Raw genomic sequence first — 16099 nt, 5'->3', positions numbered from 1 at the left:
TAGAACGGTGAAAGGTCATATGCGCGCGCCTCAATGCAGGTTGGGCTGATTGCCCTGACCTTTTTCGTCGATCAGGTTGCCCCGCTTGAAGCGATCAAGCCGCATTTGCGTGGCCACCGGATGCGGCGTGTCCTTGGCGAGAAGATGCGCATAGCACAGGCCGCTGGCGGGCGTTGCCTTGAAGCCGCCATAACACCAGCCGCCGTTGAAATAGAGCCCGTCGATATCGGTCTTGTCGATGAAGGGAGAGCCATCCATCGACATATCCATGATGCCGCCCCAGCTTCGCAGCAGGCGGGCGCGCCCGATCATCGGCATGATTGCCATGCCGCCCTCGGCGACATCCTCTACCACGGGCAGGTTGCCGCGTTGCGCGTAAGAATTATAGCCGTCGATATCGCCGCCAAACACAAGCCCGCCCTTGTCGGATTGACTTACATAGAAATGACCCGCGCCAAAGGTGATCACGCCGGGCAGGACCGGTTTGAGGCCCTCGGTCACAAACGCCTGGAGAACATGGCTTTCGATCGGAAGGCGCATGCCCGCCTGCGCCATCACCCGGCCGGAAGAGCCGGCAACACAGACCGCGACCTTGCGTGCGCGAATGGCACCGCGCGAGGTTTGAACACCGCGGCATTTGCCGTTCTCGATGTCAAAGCCGGTCACTTCGCAGTTCTGGATGATATCGACGCCGCGCTCATCAGCGCCGCGCGCATAGCCCCAGGCCACCGCATCGTGACGCACCGTGCCGCCGCGTCGCTGAAACAGGCCGCCCTTGATCGGGAAGCGCGCGTTTTCATAATCGAGAAACGGCAATTCGGCGCGAAGCTGTTCGGTGGTTGCAAGCTCGGCATCGGCGCCGGCTAGAAACATCGCGTTGGCGCGGCGCACGAAGGCGTCCCGCTGTGCGTCCGAATGAAACAGGTTCAGGATCGAGCGCTGGCTGACCATGGCATTATAGTTGAAATCCTGTTCAAGCCCTTCCCAGAGCTTGAGCGACATTTCATAAAACGGCTCGTTGCCCGGCAGCATGTAATTGGAGCGGATGATCGTGGTGTTGCGCCCGATATTGCCTGATCCGATCCAGCCCTTTTCGAGAACCGCAATGTTGCGCATCCCGAATTCGCGGGCGAGGTAATAGGCCGTGGCAAGACCGTGACCACCGCCGCCGATGATCACGATGTCATATTCCGGTTTTGGATCGGGCTCGCGCCAGACAGGTTTCCAACCTTTGTTCCCGGTCAGCCCCTCGCGGAGAATTTTTAAGGCAGAATAGCGCATGAGCCAAAGAATCCTGTTGATGTCCTTGATCCAGCATTGCGGTTAATCCCGCGATAGACTTGCCTGAAAAAGCCACTTACATATCCAATATGGACAAGACGGCACGAAACCGAACAAAACCGCTTCGAATCGGCATTCTGCCGATCGAGGGCTTTGCGCTTATGTCTTATGCCGCCACAACCGAGCCCTGGCGCGCCGCGAACCTTTTGGCCGGGCGCACGCTTTACGAGGTGATCAACATCGCCGCCACGGCCATGCCGGTCGCAAGCTCGGGGGCCGCGGAAATCAAGCCACAGGCGGTGCCGGGCGCCGATCTGAGGCTTGATTACCTCTTTGTTGTCGCGGGGGGCGATCCGGCCCTCTATCCGGGGCGCACCATGTCCGCCTGGCTAACGCGACAGGCGCGCGCCGGGGTGATCATGGGCGGCGTGTCGGGCGGGCCGATCATCCTGGCGCGCGCCGGGCTTATGGCGGGGCGGCGGATGACGGTACATTGGGAATATGCTAGTGCATTGGCGGAAATCTCGCCGCATCTGATGGTTGAACGGACGCTTTACGTGATTGATCGCGACCGGATGACCTGTGCCGGGGGCACGGCGCCGATGGACCTTATGCATGCGCTGATCGCCCAGCATCACGGCGCCGATTTCGCCCGCCACGTCAGCGACTGGTTCATGCATACCGAGATTCGCCCCCCCACCGGCCCACAGCGATCAGGGCTTGTCGAGAGGGTGGGCACCCATGCCCCGGCCATTCTTGACGCGGTCGAGGCGATGGAAGGCAATATCGCCGATCCTCTGCGCCTTGAACAGCTTGCAAAGCTGGCGCGGCTCTCGACCCGGCAGCTCAACCGGTTGTTTCAGAACAAGCTTGGCCAGACGACGATGGGATACTACCGCGAATTACGGCTGGAGCGGGCGCAGAACCTGTTGCGCAATTCGGCGCTGTCGCTGACCGAGGTTGCGCTTGCGACGGGCTTTGCCAGCTCCTCGCATTTCTCGCGGGCCTATAGCGCGCAGTTTGGTGAGGCGCCGTCGCGCTATCGCGACACCTAGTCCAGTCGGCTTTTGGCCTGATCCGCCTTAAGCAGCGCCTCGATAGTGGCGAGCCGCCCCATGACCTCGTCGCGGTAATTGTCGGTTTTCTCGACATCTTCGGCATGGTGCGCATCCTGCATTGAATTGACGATCAGACCGACCAGAAGGTTCACCACGGCGAATGTGGTAACCATGATGAAAGGCACGAAAAACGCCCAGGCATAGGGGAACACCTCCATCACCGGGCGCACGATGCCCATCGACCAGGATTCAAGCGTCATGATCTGAAACAGCGAATAGGCAGAGCGCCCCAGATCGCCGAACCACTCGGGGAAATGCGCGCCGAAAAGCTTGGTCGCCATGACCGAGCCGATGTAAAACAGCATCCCCATCAACAGAAACACCGACCCCATCCCCGGCAGGGCATTGACCAGCCCCTCGACCACGCGGCGCAAGGACGGCGCCACCGACACCACCCGCAAAAGCCGCAGGATGCGCAGCGCGCGCAACACCGAAAGGCCTTGCGTGGCCGGCACAAGAGAGATGCCGACAATCACGAAATCAAAGATATTCCAGCCGCGCGAGAAAAACCCCGCCACACCGCGGGCAAAAAGCTTGGCCGCGATTTCGACCACGAAGACCGCAAGACAGAGCTGATCCAGCAGGGTAATAAGCCCGCCGGCCCGGTCCATGATCGGGGCCGAAGTTTCCATGCCCAGAATGAGAGCATTGAACAGGATGACCCCAAGAATGAAGTTTTGAACGCTGGATTTATCGAGAAAACTGCCGACGCGAATGCGAGAAATCATGGGCCTGCCTGTATATCCTGCCTGAAATACCTGGCCCACATATGGGTGCACATCGCCAGACCTGCAAGCCGCGAAGCGCTAGTCCTTGGCGCGTGCAACCATCCGGCCAAGCGGACGACCGCCCAGGACATGCAGATGGAAATGCGGCACCTCTTGCACGCCATGCTCGCCGGCATTGCTTATGCTGCGAAACCCTTCGCCGCCTTCGCCCGGTTGCACGCCGCTCAGGCGGCAAACCTCGCCCACGGTGCGGGTGAAATCAACGATTTCGGCGTCCGTGGCGGCAAGCGCAAAATGATCGTGACACACATAAGGCCCTTTCGGGATCACCAGCACATGCACCGGCGCCTGTGGCGCGACGTCATGAAATGCAAGGCTGTGCTCGGTTTCCAGAACGGTCTTGTTGGGGATTTCGCCGCGCAGGATCTTGGCGAAAATGTTCTGGTCGTCATAGGCATAGGGCATGGCGGTCCTCAGTCTGCAAATAGGTGATCTTGTTGGGTGATTTCCTGCGCCTTTTCGCGCGAGATATCAAGGAAGCGCACCAGAAGATCGGCATGCTGATCGCGCTCGTCGGATTCGCGCAGGATCAGATGGTTTTCAAATTCTGAATCGCGGATGCAGTCGCTTTCATAGGTCATGTCACCCCGGATCGTCGGCAAGAGCCGCTCAAGCGTATCCTTGGGCGTTTGTTCACCGGCCAATCCGACGCGCATGGCGTGCCCGACGAGGTATTCATCGGTGAAATCGCACTGCACCTCCAAAAGCTTGGTCGTCGCGCGATCCCCACAAAAATCCTGCAACAGGTCGATGCTTCCGGGATCCATGCAGACGATAAGGCGATCCGTTTCGTAGTAATCAAACAGCATCCGCATCAAGGCACGGCGATGGCGCGTTCGTTTGGCCAGCGTGCCCTGAATCCCGCCAAGGTCCGGCAGGGCCGTGCCCTCTTCGTTAAACAGGTACTCGATCGCGGGCAGGTTGGTGACCTGACGAATCCGCTCCATCAGACGCTTGGCCACATGCCATTTCTTGCAGACCACGATCATCAACTCGCGCTCGCGACCAAGGCTGCTTTCGGTTTCCCAGAACCGGCTTGCAAAACGCCGCCCGTCACGCCCCCGCGCTGACAGGAACTTGAACAGGCTGCGCCCCTCGTCGGAAATCTGGAAGTTCGCGTTGTCATTGGCATAAAGCGTGCCAAGACGGCGCTTGAGCTCTAGTGCTTCGGGGCTGATCTTGCGGGTAAAGAGATAATCCTGACCTAGCAAAAGATCGTAGTGATCGTTATAAAAGGTCACCGGCATGCCGTAATCGGTGAACATCAAAAAGGTCAGGGTTCGGGTGCTGATCTCTTTTTCCGGCACGAGATGGCGCACCAGTGTCTGAAAAAATGTCTCATCCGGAATCCAGGTGGTGCGAAAGAACCGCATCACGTCGCGGCGTTTGCGCGTAAAGTCGATGATCCACTCGATGGTGCGCCGACGCAGGCACCACCACTGGCTTCCGATCTGAATCTGGATATCACGCGGAATTTCGCGGGTCAGCCCAAGCTTGGTTTGCAGGTTGTACGTGGCATAAAACCGCTTTGGCTGGGTCCGTTCATTAAAGAAGTGGCGATAAATCAGCCGCTCTTCCTTCATCCCGGTCTTGATCCAGTCGCTGTCGAAATAATCAAAGCTTTCGATGTAATCGACATCCGAAGAATCCAGAAATTCATGCGCATAGCTGGCGGATTTGATCGGCGCGCAATCGCCCGACAACATGTAGAAATGCGTGGCGCGCGGAAAGGCATCAACCGCGGCCTCGACGGCATAAAGCGTGGCCTGAACAAGCGACCATTCACCCCAGCCGCATTTGATCCGCTTCCTGGCAAACACCACGTTGGGATTGTCGGCAAGTTCTGTTTTGATCTGTTCGAAATGCTCGGGATTGGCGCGGGCATCGAAATGGATCGCGATGTAATCGCCCACGGCCGTAAGCATTTCTGCCTGGCGAACAATCGCCTCGGGGTCTTTATGGCACAAAAGGATGAACGCTATTTTTGCCATATTAGAAACGATTCAACCCTGAGTTCATAGATTGTCTATAGCAATAGCCGTGAAGACAGTCTGAATAAACAGACTTTCTTTGGTTTTTTTAACCGGGTAGACATAATTAAAGCTGCAAAAAACAGGCAGCAGTGTGCGGAGGCAGTAAATATGGGGTTCCCAGGCACCTGGATGACCGAGAGTGAGAGCGTGGTTTACCGCGTTGTGCCGAAATGTGCGTGTTCGACAATTGGTCAGGCGCTTTATTATTCGGATCATGGCGAATTTTTTGACGGCGACATTCATGATGCCACCGAGGGCCTGCATAAATGGGCCCGCGAAGATAGCCAAAGGCTGATCAACGCGAACGTCAAAACCCACACGTCTTATGCCTTCACCTGTGTGCGCAATCCTTATACCCGCATCCTGTCGAGCTTTTTCGACAAGATTTGCGGCATTCAGCGCAATGGCAAACGCTATCGCGGCAAGCTTGTTCCGACCCTGATCCAGAAATACGGGATCGAGGTTGGCGGTGATGATGGCAAACAGGACTTTGACCAGATCAAAAGCTTTCGCCGCTTTCTTTTGTTTGCCCGCGACACCATCCGTTGGAAACGCCCGATGGAGCCTGATATTCACTGGTCCGCCATGTCCGGGCATGTCTCGACCTTCATCGTGAACGGCGGCACCTATGACAAGATCTTCTGGACCGAAAAGTTCAACGAAGGCATGCAAGAGGTGCTCGACTCGATAAACACCCCACACGAGGTTGACCTCAAGAACATGCCCCGGTTCAACGAATCCGAGGGGCACGGCCCGAAGCGCGCCCATCCGGTCGAGGATTATTTTGACGACCTGTCGATGCACCTTGTCTATGAAATCTACAAACGCGATTTCGAAGTGTTCAAATATGACTTTGAGAATCCGGGTAACAAGATGCCGATCGGTGAAATTGATCTGGCAGAGGTGCACGCAAAACTGGGCGTTTAGCCCGCAATTCCTTGGGGAAACGATAGGGCTTTGCATTTGCGCCGAACTGGCGTATACGGCGCCCCATACATGCGCGTGATGCCCGCTCAGGCAAGAATCATATCCCCAGAGAGTGGGGGCCCGGTCTGGTATCGTTGCGCAACACAAACATATACCAAACCAATGCAAGGGTCTGATTCACATGGCTAATACGCCCCAATCCAAAAAACGCGCCCGTCAGAACGAAGCCCGTTTTGCCGTCAACAAAGCGCGCCGTTCGCGCATCCGCACCTTTCTGCGCAAAGTAGAAGAAGCAATCGCATCCGGCGACAAAGAGGCGGCAACCGCCGCTCTGCGTGCCGCTCAGCCCGAGCTGATGCGTGGCGTGACCAAGGGCGTTTTCCACAAGAACACTGCGTCACGCAAAGTGTCGCGTCTTGCTGCACGGGTCAAGGCAATCGCCTGAACCGTCATTGAGCGCTAAACTATTGAACGCAAAAGGCACCGGGCCAACCGGTGCCTTTTTGTTTTTAAACCGTAAAAAAGCGCCCGATAGATTCTTTTCAGCCAAAGCCCCTGTCAAGCGCGAAGATCAGTTGCCCGCGCGCTTGCGACTTTGCTAGTTTCAACAGGCGATTCACGCTTGGGGGGACAGGCTAAATCGGCAACCGACGGCTTTTGACACACAAAAGCAATCGGGCGCTGCAACTGGGCAATTTGCCCTGGCCATGTTCATTGCGTATGCATTTTATAAGGCACGACAGGTGCACGGTTTGGGACGAACCGTGATAGCATTTTTGCGGCCTTTTGATATGCATACAACTTTGTGAAAGAGGCTTGGAACCCGTTAACTTTGGTTAACGGTACAATCTCTTTTGCAGGGTCCGATCCGTGATCGCAGACCAAAGCTAGCTGACTTTGTCAGCCTGACATTTGGATATTGGAAGAGTCGCGGAACGGGAAAGCATGACACAGGATCAATGGGGCCAGTTGAAGCAGAAACTTCAGCAATCGGTTGGGCAAAGCAACTTCAAGAACTGGATCGAACCGCTGGAGTTTTCCAAACTCGCGGATGGCGTGGCAACATTCCATGTGCCGACCAGTTTTCTGGGCAATTACGTCTCACAGCATTTTGGGGATTTGATCCTCTATCAGATGAACGCGCTTGTATCCGACGTGCGTCGCATCCACTTTCAGGTGCCTGCCAACACCACCGAACGCCCGACACGACCCGCAACGCGCATGCCCCAAGCCGGGGTCGGCAACGTCGCCTCGTCCGGTGGCGACAGCATGCTGCCAACCGCGCCGCTCGACGAGCGTTTTACCTTTGACACCTTCGTTGTCGGCAAGCCGAACGAACTTGCCAATGCCGCCGCGCGCCGCGTCGCCGAGGGCGGGCCGACAACCTTCAACCCGCTATTTCTTTACGGTGGGGTTGGCCTTGGCAAAACCCACCTGATGCACGCCATCGCATGGGAGCTTCAGACAAGCCGCCCGGACCTGAATGTCGTTTACCTGTCGGCGGAACAATTCATGTATCGCTTCGTGCAGGCCCTGCGCGACCGCAGGATGATGGATTTCAAGGAAATGTTCCGCTCGGTCGATGTTCTTATGGTCGATGACGTTCAATTCATCGCCGGCAAGGACAGCACTCAGGAAGAGTTTTTCCACACCTTCAACGCGCTGGTCGATCAGAACAAACAGATCGTGATTTCCGCCGACCGCGCCCCCGGCGAGATTGCCAATCTCGAAGAGCGGATCAAATCGCGCCTGCAATGCGGGCTGGTGGTTGATCTGCACCCGACCGATTACGAATTGCGCCTTGGCATCCTTCAATCCAAGGTCGAACGCCACCGCGAGCAATATCCCGACCTGACCATGGCCGATGGCGTGCTGGAATTCCTTGCGCATCGCATCAGCACCAATGTGCGCGTCCTCGAAGGCGCTCTGACCCGGCTGTTTGCCTTTGCTTCGCTTGTCGGCCAGCCGATCACGCTTGAACTGACCCAGGATTGCCTGGCCGATGTGCTGCGCGCCTCCGAGCGGAAGGTTTCGGTCGAGGAAATTCAGCGCAAGGTCTCGGATCACTACAACATCCGCCTGAGCGACATGATCGGCCCCAAGCGCCTGCGCAGCTTTGCGCGCCCGCGACAGGTGGCGATGTTCCTGTGCAAGCAGATGACAAGCCGCTCTTTGCCCGAAATTGGCCGCCGGTTTGGCGGGCGGGATCACACCACCGTCATGCACGGCGTCAAGCGGATCGAAGAGCTTCGCATTCAGGATGCCCAGATCGCCGAAGATCTGGAGCTTTTGCGCCGCACACTTGAGGGCTAAACGCCGCGCTCGTCCGCCCGTGTCGGGCAGCCTCGCCCTTTGCGGTGGGGTCTGCTCTTGACGCTGTGACAAATACAGCCGAAAACGCAATAAAGCACTTGAGCCGCAGGGGGAAATTGATACCGTGCCCCTCCCGGCGCTAATCCGGCACCTATAGGGAGCGATGGTATGAAACTCAGCATCGAACGCGGCGCACTGCTTAAGGCCGTGTCACAAGCACAATCCGTAGTCGAGCGGCGCAATACCATTCCGATCCTCGCCAATGTCCTGATCGAGGCCGAAGGGAATTCGGTTCATTTCCGCGCCACCGATCTTGATATCGAAGTCGTCGACAAGGCCCCGGCTATGGTCGAGCGCGCCGGTTCGACAACCGTATCGGCGGTGATGCTGCACGAAATCGTGCGCAAACTGCCCGATGGTGCGCTTGTTACACTGGCCGATGACGGAACCGCCGGGCGCCTGACGGTTCAGGCCGGGCGATCGAACTTCAACCTTGCCACCCTGCCGAAGGAAGATTTTCCGGTCATGGCAAGCTCTGAATATGCCAGCAATTTCAGCGCCCCGGCACCGGTTCTGCGGCGGCTGTTCGACAAGTCCAAATTCGCCATCTCGACCGAGGAAACCCGGTATTACCTGAACGGCGTCTACATGCATGTCTCTGACAGCGATGGTGGCAAGGTTTTGCGCTGTGTGGCCACAGATGGTCACCGTCTGGCGCGGATCGACGCCGACCTGCCCGAAGGGGCCGCCGATATGCCCGGCGTGATCGTGCCGCGCAAGACCGTCGGCGAGCTGCGCAAACTGCTGGAAGACGACGACATGAAGATCGCCGTGTCGGTGTCAGAAACCAAGATCCGTTTTGCCACACCCGATATTACCCTCACCTCGAAGGTGATTGACGGCACGTTCCCCGACTACACCCGCGTCATCCCCCAGGGGAACACCCGCCGGATGGAAGTGGATGCCGCCGAATTTGCCCAAGCTGTTGATCGCGTCGCGACCGTGAGCTCGGAGCGCTCGCGCGCTGTCAAGCTGTCGCTGGATGAAGACCGGCTTGTGCTGTCGGTCAATGCGCCCGATAGCGGCGCCGCCGAAGAAGAACTTGCCGTGGCTTACGGCGATGAGCGGCTTGAAATCGGCTTTAACGCCAAGTACCTGCTTGAAATCGCAAGCCAGGTTGACCGGGAAAACGCGGTGTTCCTGTTCAACTCGTCCGGCGATCCGACCCTGATGCGCGAAGGCAATGACACGACGGCGGTTTATGTCGTCATGCCGATGCGCGTTTAACACCTGTCGGAGCCTCCGGCGGGAGTATTTTTGCCAAGAAGAAGGGCAATGAATGCCCGGCCTCTACCTGTCAGATCTGACTCTCTCGCATTTCCGCTCGCATAGGTCGGCGCGGTTGTCGCTTGATATGCGTCCGGTTGCGATTCATGGACCGAACGGGGCGGGAAAGACCAATGTCCTTGAGGCAGTCTCGCTTTTCTCGCCGGGGCGCGGGCTTCGACGGGCGGCGGCGCAGGATATGGCGCGCAGGCCGGAGGCCTTGGGTTGGAAGCTGAGCGGGCTTCTGCACTCGTTGCACCAGGTACACGAGATCGAGATCACCGCGCAGGACGGGGCCGCGCGACAGGTGCGCATCGACGAGAAAGCTGCCACGCAGATGGCGCTTGGCCGAGTGGCGCGGGTTCTGTGGCTGGTGCCGTCGATGGATCGGCTCTGGATCGAGGGGGCCGAGGGGCGGCGGCGGTTTCTGGATCGTATGACGATGAGTTTCCTGCCCGGACACGGCGATGCGGCACTGGCCTATGACAAGGCGATGCGCGAACGCAATCGTCTTTTGAAGGATCAGGTGCGCGATGCGCATTGGTATCTGGCGCTGGAACACCAGATGGCCGAGGCCGGGGCGCAGATGCATGCCAACCGTCAAGCCGCCCTTGCCCAGATCGCAGAGGCGCAGGCCCAGGCGCAAACGGCCTTTCCGGTGGCCGAGCTTGACCTGACCCAGACCGAGGGCGAAATGCCGAGTAGCGCCGACGACCTGCGCGAGGCGCTGGCCGAAAGCCGGTTTCGCGATCTGATGGCCGGGCGTACCCTTGTCGGGCCGCATCGCGCCGACCTTTACGGGGTTTACGCGGCCAAGGGCGTGCCCGCGGCCGACTGTTCCACCGGTGAGCAAAAGGCGCTTTTGGTCTCGCTGATCCTTGCCAATGCCCGCGCCCTTGCGCGCGATTTCGGCGCGCCGCCGCTTTTGCTGCTTGATGAGGTTGCAGCGCATCTTGACGCCACCCGACGCGCCGCGCTTTATGACGAAATCTGTGCATTGGGCGCGCAGGCATGGATGACCGGCACCGGGGCCGAACTTTTTGCAGAGCTTGGCGCGCGCGCGCAACATATCGAAATTACCGAAACCGACGGCGTCAGCCATGTCACTCCCGGAGAGAGCCAATGACACCGCAGCGCGTGACCCTGATCACCCTTGGCACCGCCGATCTTGAGCGTGCGAAAGCATTTTACGCGGCACTTGGCTGGACCCCGGCGCAGGAGCAGGAGGGGATCGTGTTCTACCAGATGAACGCCCTTGTGCTTGGCCTGTTTGGCAAGGCCGACCTCGCAAAGGATCAGGGGCGCGCCGGGGTGGAATTGGGGACCGGGGCAATCACGCTGGCACAGAATTTCGCGACCGAGGCCGAGGTTGATGCCGCCTTTCAAACAGCCATTGAGGCCGGAGCGAGCCCGCTGAAAGCACCGGAAAAGGTGTTTTGGGGTGGGTACTCGGGCTATTTTGCCGATCCTGATGGCCATGTCTGGGAAGTGGCGATGAATCCGTTCTGGCCGCTGGACCCCGATGGCGGCCTCACACTGCCCGAGACCAGATGACCATCACGCTTTTCGATCTCATGCTCTATGCGGCGGCCATGGCCGGGCTTTGGGCCGTGCCGGGGCCGGTCTGGGTCGCGCTCACGGCGCGCGCCCTCTCGGGTGGCATGCGAGGGGCATGGCCGCTGGCGGTGGGCGTGGCACTGGGCGATTTGATCTGGCCGCTCTGCGCGATCCTCGGGCTGGCATGGGTGCTGTCGCTTTATGGAGACGCGCTCAACCTCCTGCGCTGGATCGCAGCGGTGGTGTTCATCGTGATGGGCCTGCTTTTGATCCGCGCCCCGGCGCGCGTGCCCGGCGCCGACAGCCGCATGATCCGCCCCGGTATCTGGGCCGGATTTTCGGTGGGTATCGCGGCGGTGATCGGCAATCCCAAGGCGATCCTGTTTTACATGGGTTTTCTGCCGGGCTTTTTCGATCTTTCCGCGGTCACGGTGCCTGATATCGCCGCAATCCTTGCGGTTTCGGCCATCGTGCCGATGCTGGGCAACCTTGGGTTGGCCCTTTTTCTTGACCGTGCGCGCCGCCTTTTGCAGAGCCCCAAGGCGATTTCGCGGCTCAATTCCGTCTCAGGTTTCCTGCTTGTTCTGGTTGGGCTGATCATCCCGTTTACCTGAGGGCCGGACACCGCAAAATATGGGGGAAAGGCGTGACATTGCCCCCAATACCTCGTATAAAATAGGAAAAATACGAAGGAACTTTCGCATGTCCGAAACCGTAGCGGTGCCCGAAGAATATGGCGCCGATTCTATCAAGGTTCTCAAAGGGTTAGAGGCGGTCCGCAAGCGCCCTGGCATGTATATCGGGGACACTGATGATGGCTCTGGTCTGCATCACATGGTCTATGAGGTCGTGGATAACGGCATTGACGAGGCACTGGCCGGTCATGCCGATGCCGTCAACGTCACGATCCATGCGGATTCATCCGTTTCGGTAAGCGATAATGGCCGCGGTATTCCCGTCGACATGCACGAGGGCGAAGGCGTTTCGGCCGCCGAAGTGATCATGACCCAGCTTCACGCCGGCGGTAAATTCGACAGCAATTCCTACAAGGTGTCGGGCGGTCTGCACGGGGTTGGTGTTTCGGTGGTGAACGCGCTGTCGGAATGGCTAGAGCTTCGGGTTTGGCGCAATGGCAAGGAACACTATGCCAAGTTCGCGGGCGGATTCACAGTGGAGCCGCTACGCGTGGTTGGTGATGCCAATGGCCGCAAGGGCACCGAGGTGCGCTTTCTGGCCTCGACCGAGACCTTCTCGAACCTCGACTATAGCTTTGAAACGCTCGAAAAGCGCCTGCGAGAGCTAGCCTTTCTGAATTCCGGGGTGCGCATCATCCTGCGTGATGAACGCCCGGCCGAGCCGCTTGAAACCAACCTGTTCTACGAGGGTGGCGTTAAGGAATTCGTGAAATATCTCGACCGCCACAAGACCCCGGCCATGCCGGAGCCGATCTTTATCACCGGCGAGCGTGACGATATCGGCGTCGAAGTGGCAATGTGGTGGAACGATAGCTATCACGAGACGGTTTTGCCGTTTACCAACAACATCCCGCAGCGCGACGGCGGCACGCATATGGCGGGCTTTCGTGGTGCTCTGACCCGCACGATCAACAACTATGCCCAAAGCACCGGGATCGCGCGCAAGGAAAAGATCAGCTTTACCGGCGATGATGCGCGCGAAGGCCTGACCTGTGTGCTGTCGGTCAAGGTGCCGGACCCCAAGTTTTCCAGCCAGACCAAGGATAAACTCGTAAGCTCCGAGGTGCGTCCGGCGGTCGAGGGTCTGGTGAATGAAAAGCTCGCCGAGTGGTTCGAGGAAAATCCGAGCGTGGCCAAGGTCGTGGTCGGCAAGATTATCGAGGCCGCCCATGCCCGCGAGGCCGCCCGCAAGGCGCGCGACCTGACCCGGCGCAAGAACCCGATGGATGTGAACTTTCTGGCAGGCAAGCTTAAGGATTGCTCGTCAAAGGACCCGTCGAAAACCGAAGTCTTCCTCGTCGAGGGTGATAGCGCCGGTGGATCGGCGCAGACCGGCCGGGATCGCGGCACGCAGGCGGTTTTGCCCCTGCGCGGCAAGATCCTTAACGTTGAACGCGCGCGCTTTGACCGGATGCTGGGAAGCCAGGAAATCGGCAACCTCGTGATGGCGCTTGGCACCGGGATCGGGCGGGATGAATTCGATATCTCGAAGCTGCGGTACCACAAGATCGTGATCATGACCGACGCCGATGTCGACGGCGCGCATATCCGCACGCTGTTGCTGACGTTCTTCTATCGACAGATGCCACAGCTGATCGAGGGGGGCTATCTCTATATCGCGCAGCCGCCGCTTTATAAGGTGATGCGTGGCAAATCCGAGGTTTACCTCAAGGATCAGGCCTCGCTTGAGGATTACCTGATTTCACAGGGCACGGCGGATGCGGTTTTGCGGCTTGGTTCGGGCGAGGATATCACCGGCACCGATCTTGTGCGCGTGGTTGAAGAGGCGCGCCAAGCCAAGCGGATTCTCGAAGCCTTCGCCACCCATTACCCGCGCCACATCCTTGAACAGGCCGCGATTGCCGAGGCGTTTCTCGCCGGGAGTGCCGATGCCGACCTTCAGGGCGTCGCCAATGCGGTGGCCGCGCGGCTTGACCTTATTTCCAACGAATACGAGCGCGGCTGGCAAGGCCGCCCGACACAGGATCAGGGCATTCGCCTGACCCGCACCGTGCGCGGTGTCGAGGAAATGCGCACGCTTGACGGGCCGATCCTTCGCGGTGGTGAGGCGCGCAAGCTTGGCAAGATGACCCAAGCCCTGCGCGAGGTATACCGCGAGCCTGCGACGCTAATGCGTAAGGACCGCTCTCAGGCGATCTATGGGCCGCTCGACCTTTTGGATGCGATCCTGAAAGAGGGTGAAAAGGGCCTGACCTTGCAACGCTATAAGGGTCTTGGCGAGATGAACCCCGGCCAGCTCTGGGAAACCACGCTTGACCCCGAAGCGCGCACTTTGTTGCAGGTCAAGGTCGATGACGTGGCCGAGGCCGACGATCTCTTTACCAAGCTGATGGGCGATGTGGTTGAACCGCGCCGCGAATTCATTCAGGCTAACGCGCTTAACGTCGAGAACCTCGACTTTTGAGGGCAGTGTAGGGAAGCACATAAAATTGCGCGGCGCGCATAACTTTGCGCGTCGCCGATGTATTGCAGAATTATTAAATATATAATATTCAGTGTCTTACGCGACTTTAGCTATGTGCCCCTTTCAGAAACTTGAGCTACGTCCTCCGCGTCTCTTTTTGATTGGATGGAAGCTCCACTCTGATCCTGATCAGTTTTTTCCTCATTGCCCATGAAGGCACACACGTAATGTGACAACTCGTGCGCCGCAAATAGACTCTTGAAAACGAAGCAATATCCTCGCGGGAGTATTCATTAAAAGAAATTTGAAGCGAGACTTACGCTTCCTTTGCTCTAACTTCATTGGTTCCCGGTAGGACGGATTGGGGTCGAAAAATCAACATTTTGGCGCTGCCAATGTGTACTTTCCAAAGGATAAAGCGATAACACTCAAAAACCGCCGTCAACAACGCGCTGTAGGCCAAGGCTTTTTCCACACGGCAGAGTTGGACGCTGAAGACGGTCGAAAGCTCCGATATGTCTACGATTGTGGTGCGATGCAAAAATACGCCCGGCAGCGCGATGAGCGAATTGACGAACACCTGAAGTCTGTCGGCTCGAATGAAGTTCTGGATGTACTCTTTATTTCGCACATCCATTTTGACCACATCAGTGGCCTTGAGCGCCTCCTGGATAAAGAGAATGGGGTAAAGGTGGATACCATCGTGATGCCGCTGATCAACGTCGAAGACCGCCTGTTTGCGTATGCCCGAGCCGCCAATGAGGAACCGACCACGATCAATGACCCATTCTTCCGCGACCTTATAACGAACCCCGTTAATGCGCTGGGGCGCTTTGATCCTCGCCAGGTTCTCCTCGTACGACGTGGTTCAAAAGATTTGGGCGCACCGGGTTCAGGAAGGGATAGCGGCGACGATCCGGATGGGCCACTCGATATTCCCCGTGTGTGGGGTGGCGAACGCAAGGAGGGTCTTTTTTGGAAATTGATCGGGAGCGGTATTTGGGAGGAATACGATCAACCTGTTTTGAAGGGTGACGGAACCGAAGCAGATACACACGCAATTATTGTGGACGATACGTTGGCGATGATGGCTTCGTCCGCAGACGGGTGTTGTGACTGGATTCTATCGCCATTCGTCGATCCAGTGATTAGGTCACAGAAAGAGGTGGTCGCGAAATTTCGGATCAGTTGCTAAGGTGGATCGCATGACGAAAGAAGTGATCCGGTATGAAGAAACGCAAAAACCATTCACCCGAATTCAAAGCCCGTGTTGCGCTTGAGGCGATCCGCGAGGAGATGACGTTGGCGGAGCTGTCGAAGAAATACAGCGTTCATCCAACTCAGATTGGCACGTGGAAACGCGCGGCGATAGAGAACATGGCGACGGCATTCACGCGCCGAGGTGCAGCCCCGGAACAGGTAAGCTCGGCTGAAGTCGACAAGCTGCATTCCAAGATTGGCCAGCTTGTGGTGGAACGGGATTTTTTGGCAGATGCCTCGCAACAGTTGCTCGGGACGCGAGGCAAAAAATGGTGAGCGGAAACCATAAGCTAAGCGTTCGCCGCCAATGTGCGTTGCTGACATTGGCGCGGTCAAATCTGTACTATGAGCCGAAGGGCGAGAGCGCCGAGAACCT

The 16099-nt window shown here is 58.1% G+C and carries 15 protein-coding genes; 11 read left to right on the top strand and 4 right to left on the bottom strand.

Going from position 1 to position 16099, the window contains the following annotated elements; genetic code table 11:
* Positions 1–30: 30 nt before the first annotated feature.
* Positions 31–1281 (bottom strand): sarcosine oxidase subunit beta family protein, encoded by a 1251-nt coding sequence (locus tag ROG8370_RS16640; protein ID WP_085828298.1) that lies wholly within the window; start codon positions 1279–1281, stop codon positions 31–33.
* A gap of 161 nt (positions 1282–1442) precedes the next feature.
* On the opposite strand from ROG8370_RS16640, the gene ROG8370_RS16635 reads away from it, so the two are divergent.
* Positions 1443–2336, top strand: a complete 894-nt coding sequence (locus ROG8370_RS16635) for a GlxA family transcriptional regulator (RefSeq protein WP_245827455.1) — start codon at positions 1443–1445, stop codon at positions 2334–2336.
* Here ROG8370_RS16635 and ROG8370_RS16630 read toward each other — a convergent pair.
* From ROG8370_RS16630 to ROG8370_RS16620, 3 genes are all read right to left on the bottom strand, one after another.
* Positions 2333–3127, bottom strand: coding sequence for an ion transporter (locus ROG8370_RS16630; RefSeq protein WP_085828296.1), 795 nt, complete (start codon positions 3125–3127; stop codon positions 2333–2335). The two genes, ROG8370_RS16635 and ROG8370_RS16630, sit on opposite strands and share 4 nt — an antisense overlap.
* A gap of 78 nt (positions 3128–3205) precedes the next feature.
* Positions 3206–3592 carry an HIT domain-containing protein gene (locus tag ROG8370_RS16625; RefSeq protein ID WP_085828295.1) on the bottom strand — a complete coding sequence of 129 codons (387 nt, stop codon included), beginning with the start codon at positions 3590–3592 and terminating at the stop codon, positions 3206–3208.
* An 8-nt stretch (positions 3593–3600) separates the two neighbouring features.
* The gene (locus ROG8370_RS16620; protein ID WP_085828294.1) at positions 3601–5178 is read right to left on the bottom strand and encodes a DUF5928 domain-containing protein; all 1578 of its coding nucleotides are present in this window, start codon (positions 5176–5178) and stop codon (positions 3601–3603) included.
* Between the two features lie 150 nt (positions 5179–5328).
* Between ROG8370_RS16620 and ROG8370_RS16615 the strand changes: the two genes are divergently transcribed.
* The 10 genes from ROG8370_RS16615 to ROG8370_RS21065 all read left to right on the top strand — a co-directional run bounded on the left by ROG8370_RS16615 (position 5329) and on the right by ROG8370_RS21065 (position 15999).
* On the top strand, positions 5329–6147 hold the full coding sequence (locus ROG8370_RS16615; protein WP_085828293.1) for a sulfotransferase family protein: 819 nt from the start codon (positions 5329–5331) through the stop codon (positions 6145–6147).
* Positions 6148–6328: 181 nt separating this feature from the next.
* A complete protein-coding gene (rpsT, locus tag ROG8370_RS16610) occupies positions 6329–6592 on the top strand; it encodes a 30S ribosomal protein S20 (RefSeq protein ID WP_073196537.1) in 264 nt (87 codons plus the stop codon).
* Between the two features lie 500 nt (positions 6593–7092).
* On the top strand, positions 7093–8460 hold the full coding sequence (dnaA, locus tag ROG8370_RS16605; RefSeq protein WP_085828292.1) for a chromosomal replication initiator protein DnaA: 1368 nt from the start codon (positions 7093–7095) through the stop codon (positions 8458–8460).
* Positions 8461–8628: 168 nt separating this feature from the next.
* Entirely contained in the window at positions 8629–9747 is a 1119-nt protein-coding gene (dnaN, locus tag ROG8370_RS16600) for a DNA polymerase III subunit beta (protein WP_085828291.1), read from the top strand.
* Between the two features lie 52 nt (positions 9748–9799).
* Complete coding sequence (recF, locus tag ROG8370_RS16595) at positions 9800–10912, top strand: DNA replication/repair protein RecF (protein ID WP_085828290.1); 1113 nt, start codon at positions 9800–9802, stop codon at positions 10910–10912.
* A complete protein-coding gene (locus ROG8370_RS16590) occupies positions 10909–11340 on the top strand; it encodes a VOC family protein (RefSeq protein WP_085828289.1) in 432 nt (143 codons plus the stop codon). The genes recF and ROG8370_RS16590 overlap by 4 nt, the downstream gene beginning before the upstream one ends.
* The gene (locus ROG8370_RS16585; protein WP_085828288.1) at positions 11337–11957 is read left to right on the top strand and encodes a LysE family translocator; all 621 of its coding nucleotides are present in this window, start codon (positions 11337–11339) and stop codon (positions 11955–11957) included. The genes ROG8370_RS16590 and ROG8370_RS16585 overlap by 4 nt, the downstream gene beginning before the upstream one ends.
* Before the next feature lie 88 nt (positions 11958–12045).
* The gene (gyrB, locus tag ROG8370_RS16580) at positions 12046–14463 is read left to right on the top strand and encodes a DNA topoisomerase (ATP-hydrolyzing) subunit B (RefSeq protein WP_085828287.1); all 2418 of its coding nucleotides are present in this window, start codon (positions 12046–12048) and stop codon (positions 14461–14463) included.
* Positions 14464–14824: 361 nt separating this feature from the next.
* Entirely contained in the window at positions 14825–15658 is an 834-nt protein-coding gene (locus tag ROG8370_RS16575; protein ID WP_085828286.1) for an MBL fold metallo-hydrolase, read from the top strand.
* A 32-nt stretch (positions 15659–15690) separates the two neighbouring features.
* Positions 15691–15999 (top strand): transposase, encoded by a 309-nt coding sequence (locus ROG8370_RS21065; RefSeq protein ID WP_085828285.1) that lies wholly within the window; start codon positions 15691–15693, stop codon positions 15997–15999.
* The last annotated feature ends 100 nt before the right edge of the window (positions 16000–16099 follow it).

The sequence above is a fragment of the Roseovarius gaetbuli genome, from assembly GCF_900172365.1.
In the GTDB taxonomy this organism is placed as follows: Bacteria; Pseudomonadota; Alphaproteobacteria; order Rhodobacterales; family Rhodobacteraceae; genus Roseovarius; species Roseovarius gaetbuli.
Note: the sequence above shows the minus strand (reverse complement) of the source record. Positions and strands in the feature narration are given on the sequence as shown.

Bases quoted from the DNA above. Each gene is read 5' to 3' on its own strand.
- ROG8370_RS16590 (WP_085828289.1), top strand. From the start codon at position 10,909: ATGACACCGCAGCGCGTGACCCTGATCACCCTTGGCACCGCCGATCTT.
- ROG8370_RS16625 (WP_085828295.1), bottom strand. From the start codon at position 3,592: ATGCCCTATGCCTATGACGACCAGAACATTTTCGCCAAGATCCTGCGC.
- ROG8370_RS16635 (WP_245827455.1), top strand. From the start codon at position 1,443: ATGTCTTATGCCGCCACAACCGAGCCCTGGCGCGCCGCGAACCTTTTG.
- ROG8370_RS16630 (WP_085828296.1), bottom strand. From the start codon at position 3,127: ATGATTTCTCGCATTCGCGTCGGCAGTTTTCTCGATAAATCCAGCGTT.
- ROG8370_RS16640 (WP_085828298.1), bottom strand. From the start codon at position 1,281: ATGCGCTATTCTGCCTTAAAAATTCTCCGCGAGGGGCTGACCGGGAAC.
- ROG8370_RS16620 (WP_085828294.1), bottom strand. From the start codon at position 5,178: ATGGCAAAAATAGCGTTCATCCTTTTGTGCCATAAAGACCCCGAGGCG.
- ROG8370_RS16615 (WP_085828293.1), top strand. From the start codon at position 5,329: ATGGGGTTCCCAGGCACCTGGATGACCGAGAGTGAGAGCGTGGTTTAC.
- ROG8370_RS16585 (WP_085828288.1), top strand. From the start codon at position 11,337: ATGACCATCACGCTTTTCGATCTCATGCTCTATGCGGCGGCCATGGCC.
- gyrB (WP_085828287.1), top strand. From the start codon at position 12,046: ATGTCCGAAACCGTAGCGGTGCCCGAAGAATATGGCGCCGATTCTATC.
- dnaN (WP_085828291.1), top strand. From the start codon at position 8,629: ATGAAACTCAGCATCGAACGCGGCGCACTGCTTAAGGCCGTGTCACAA.
- rpsT (WP_073196537.1), top strand. From the start codon at position 6,329: ATGGCTAATACGCCCCAATCCAAAAAACGCGCCCGTCAGAACGAAGCC.
- dnaA (WP_085828292.1), top strand. From the start codon at position 7,093: ATGACACAGGATCAATGGGGCCAGTTGAAGCAGAAACTTCAGCAATCG.
- recF (WP_085828290.1), top strand. From the start codon at position 9,800: ATGCCCGGCCTCTACCTGTCAGATCTGACTCTCTCGCATTTCCGCTCG.
- ROG8370_RS21065 (WP_085828285.1), top strand. From the start codon at position 15,691: ATGAAGAAACGCAAAAACCATTCACCCGAATTCAAAGCCCGTGTTGCG.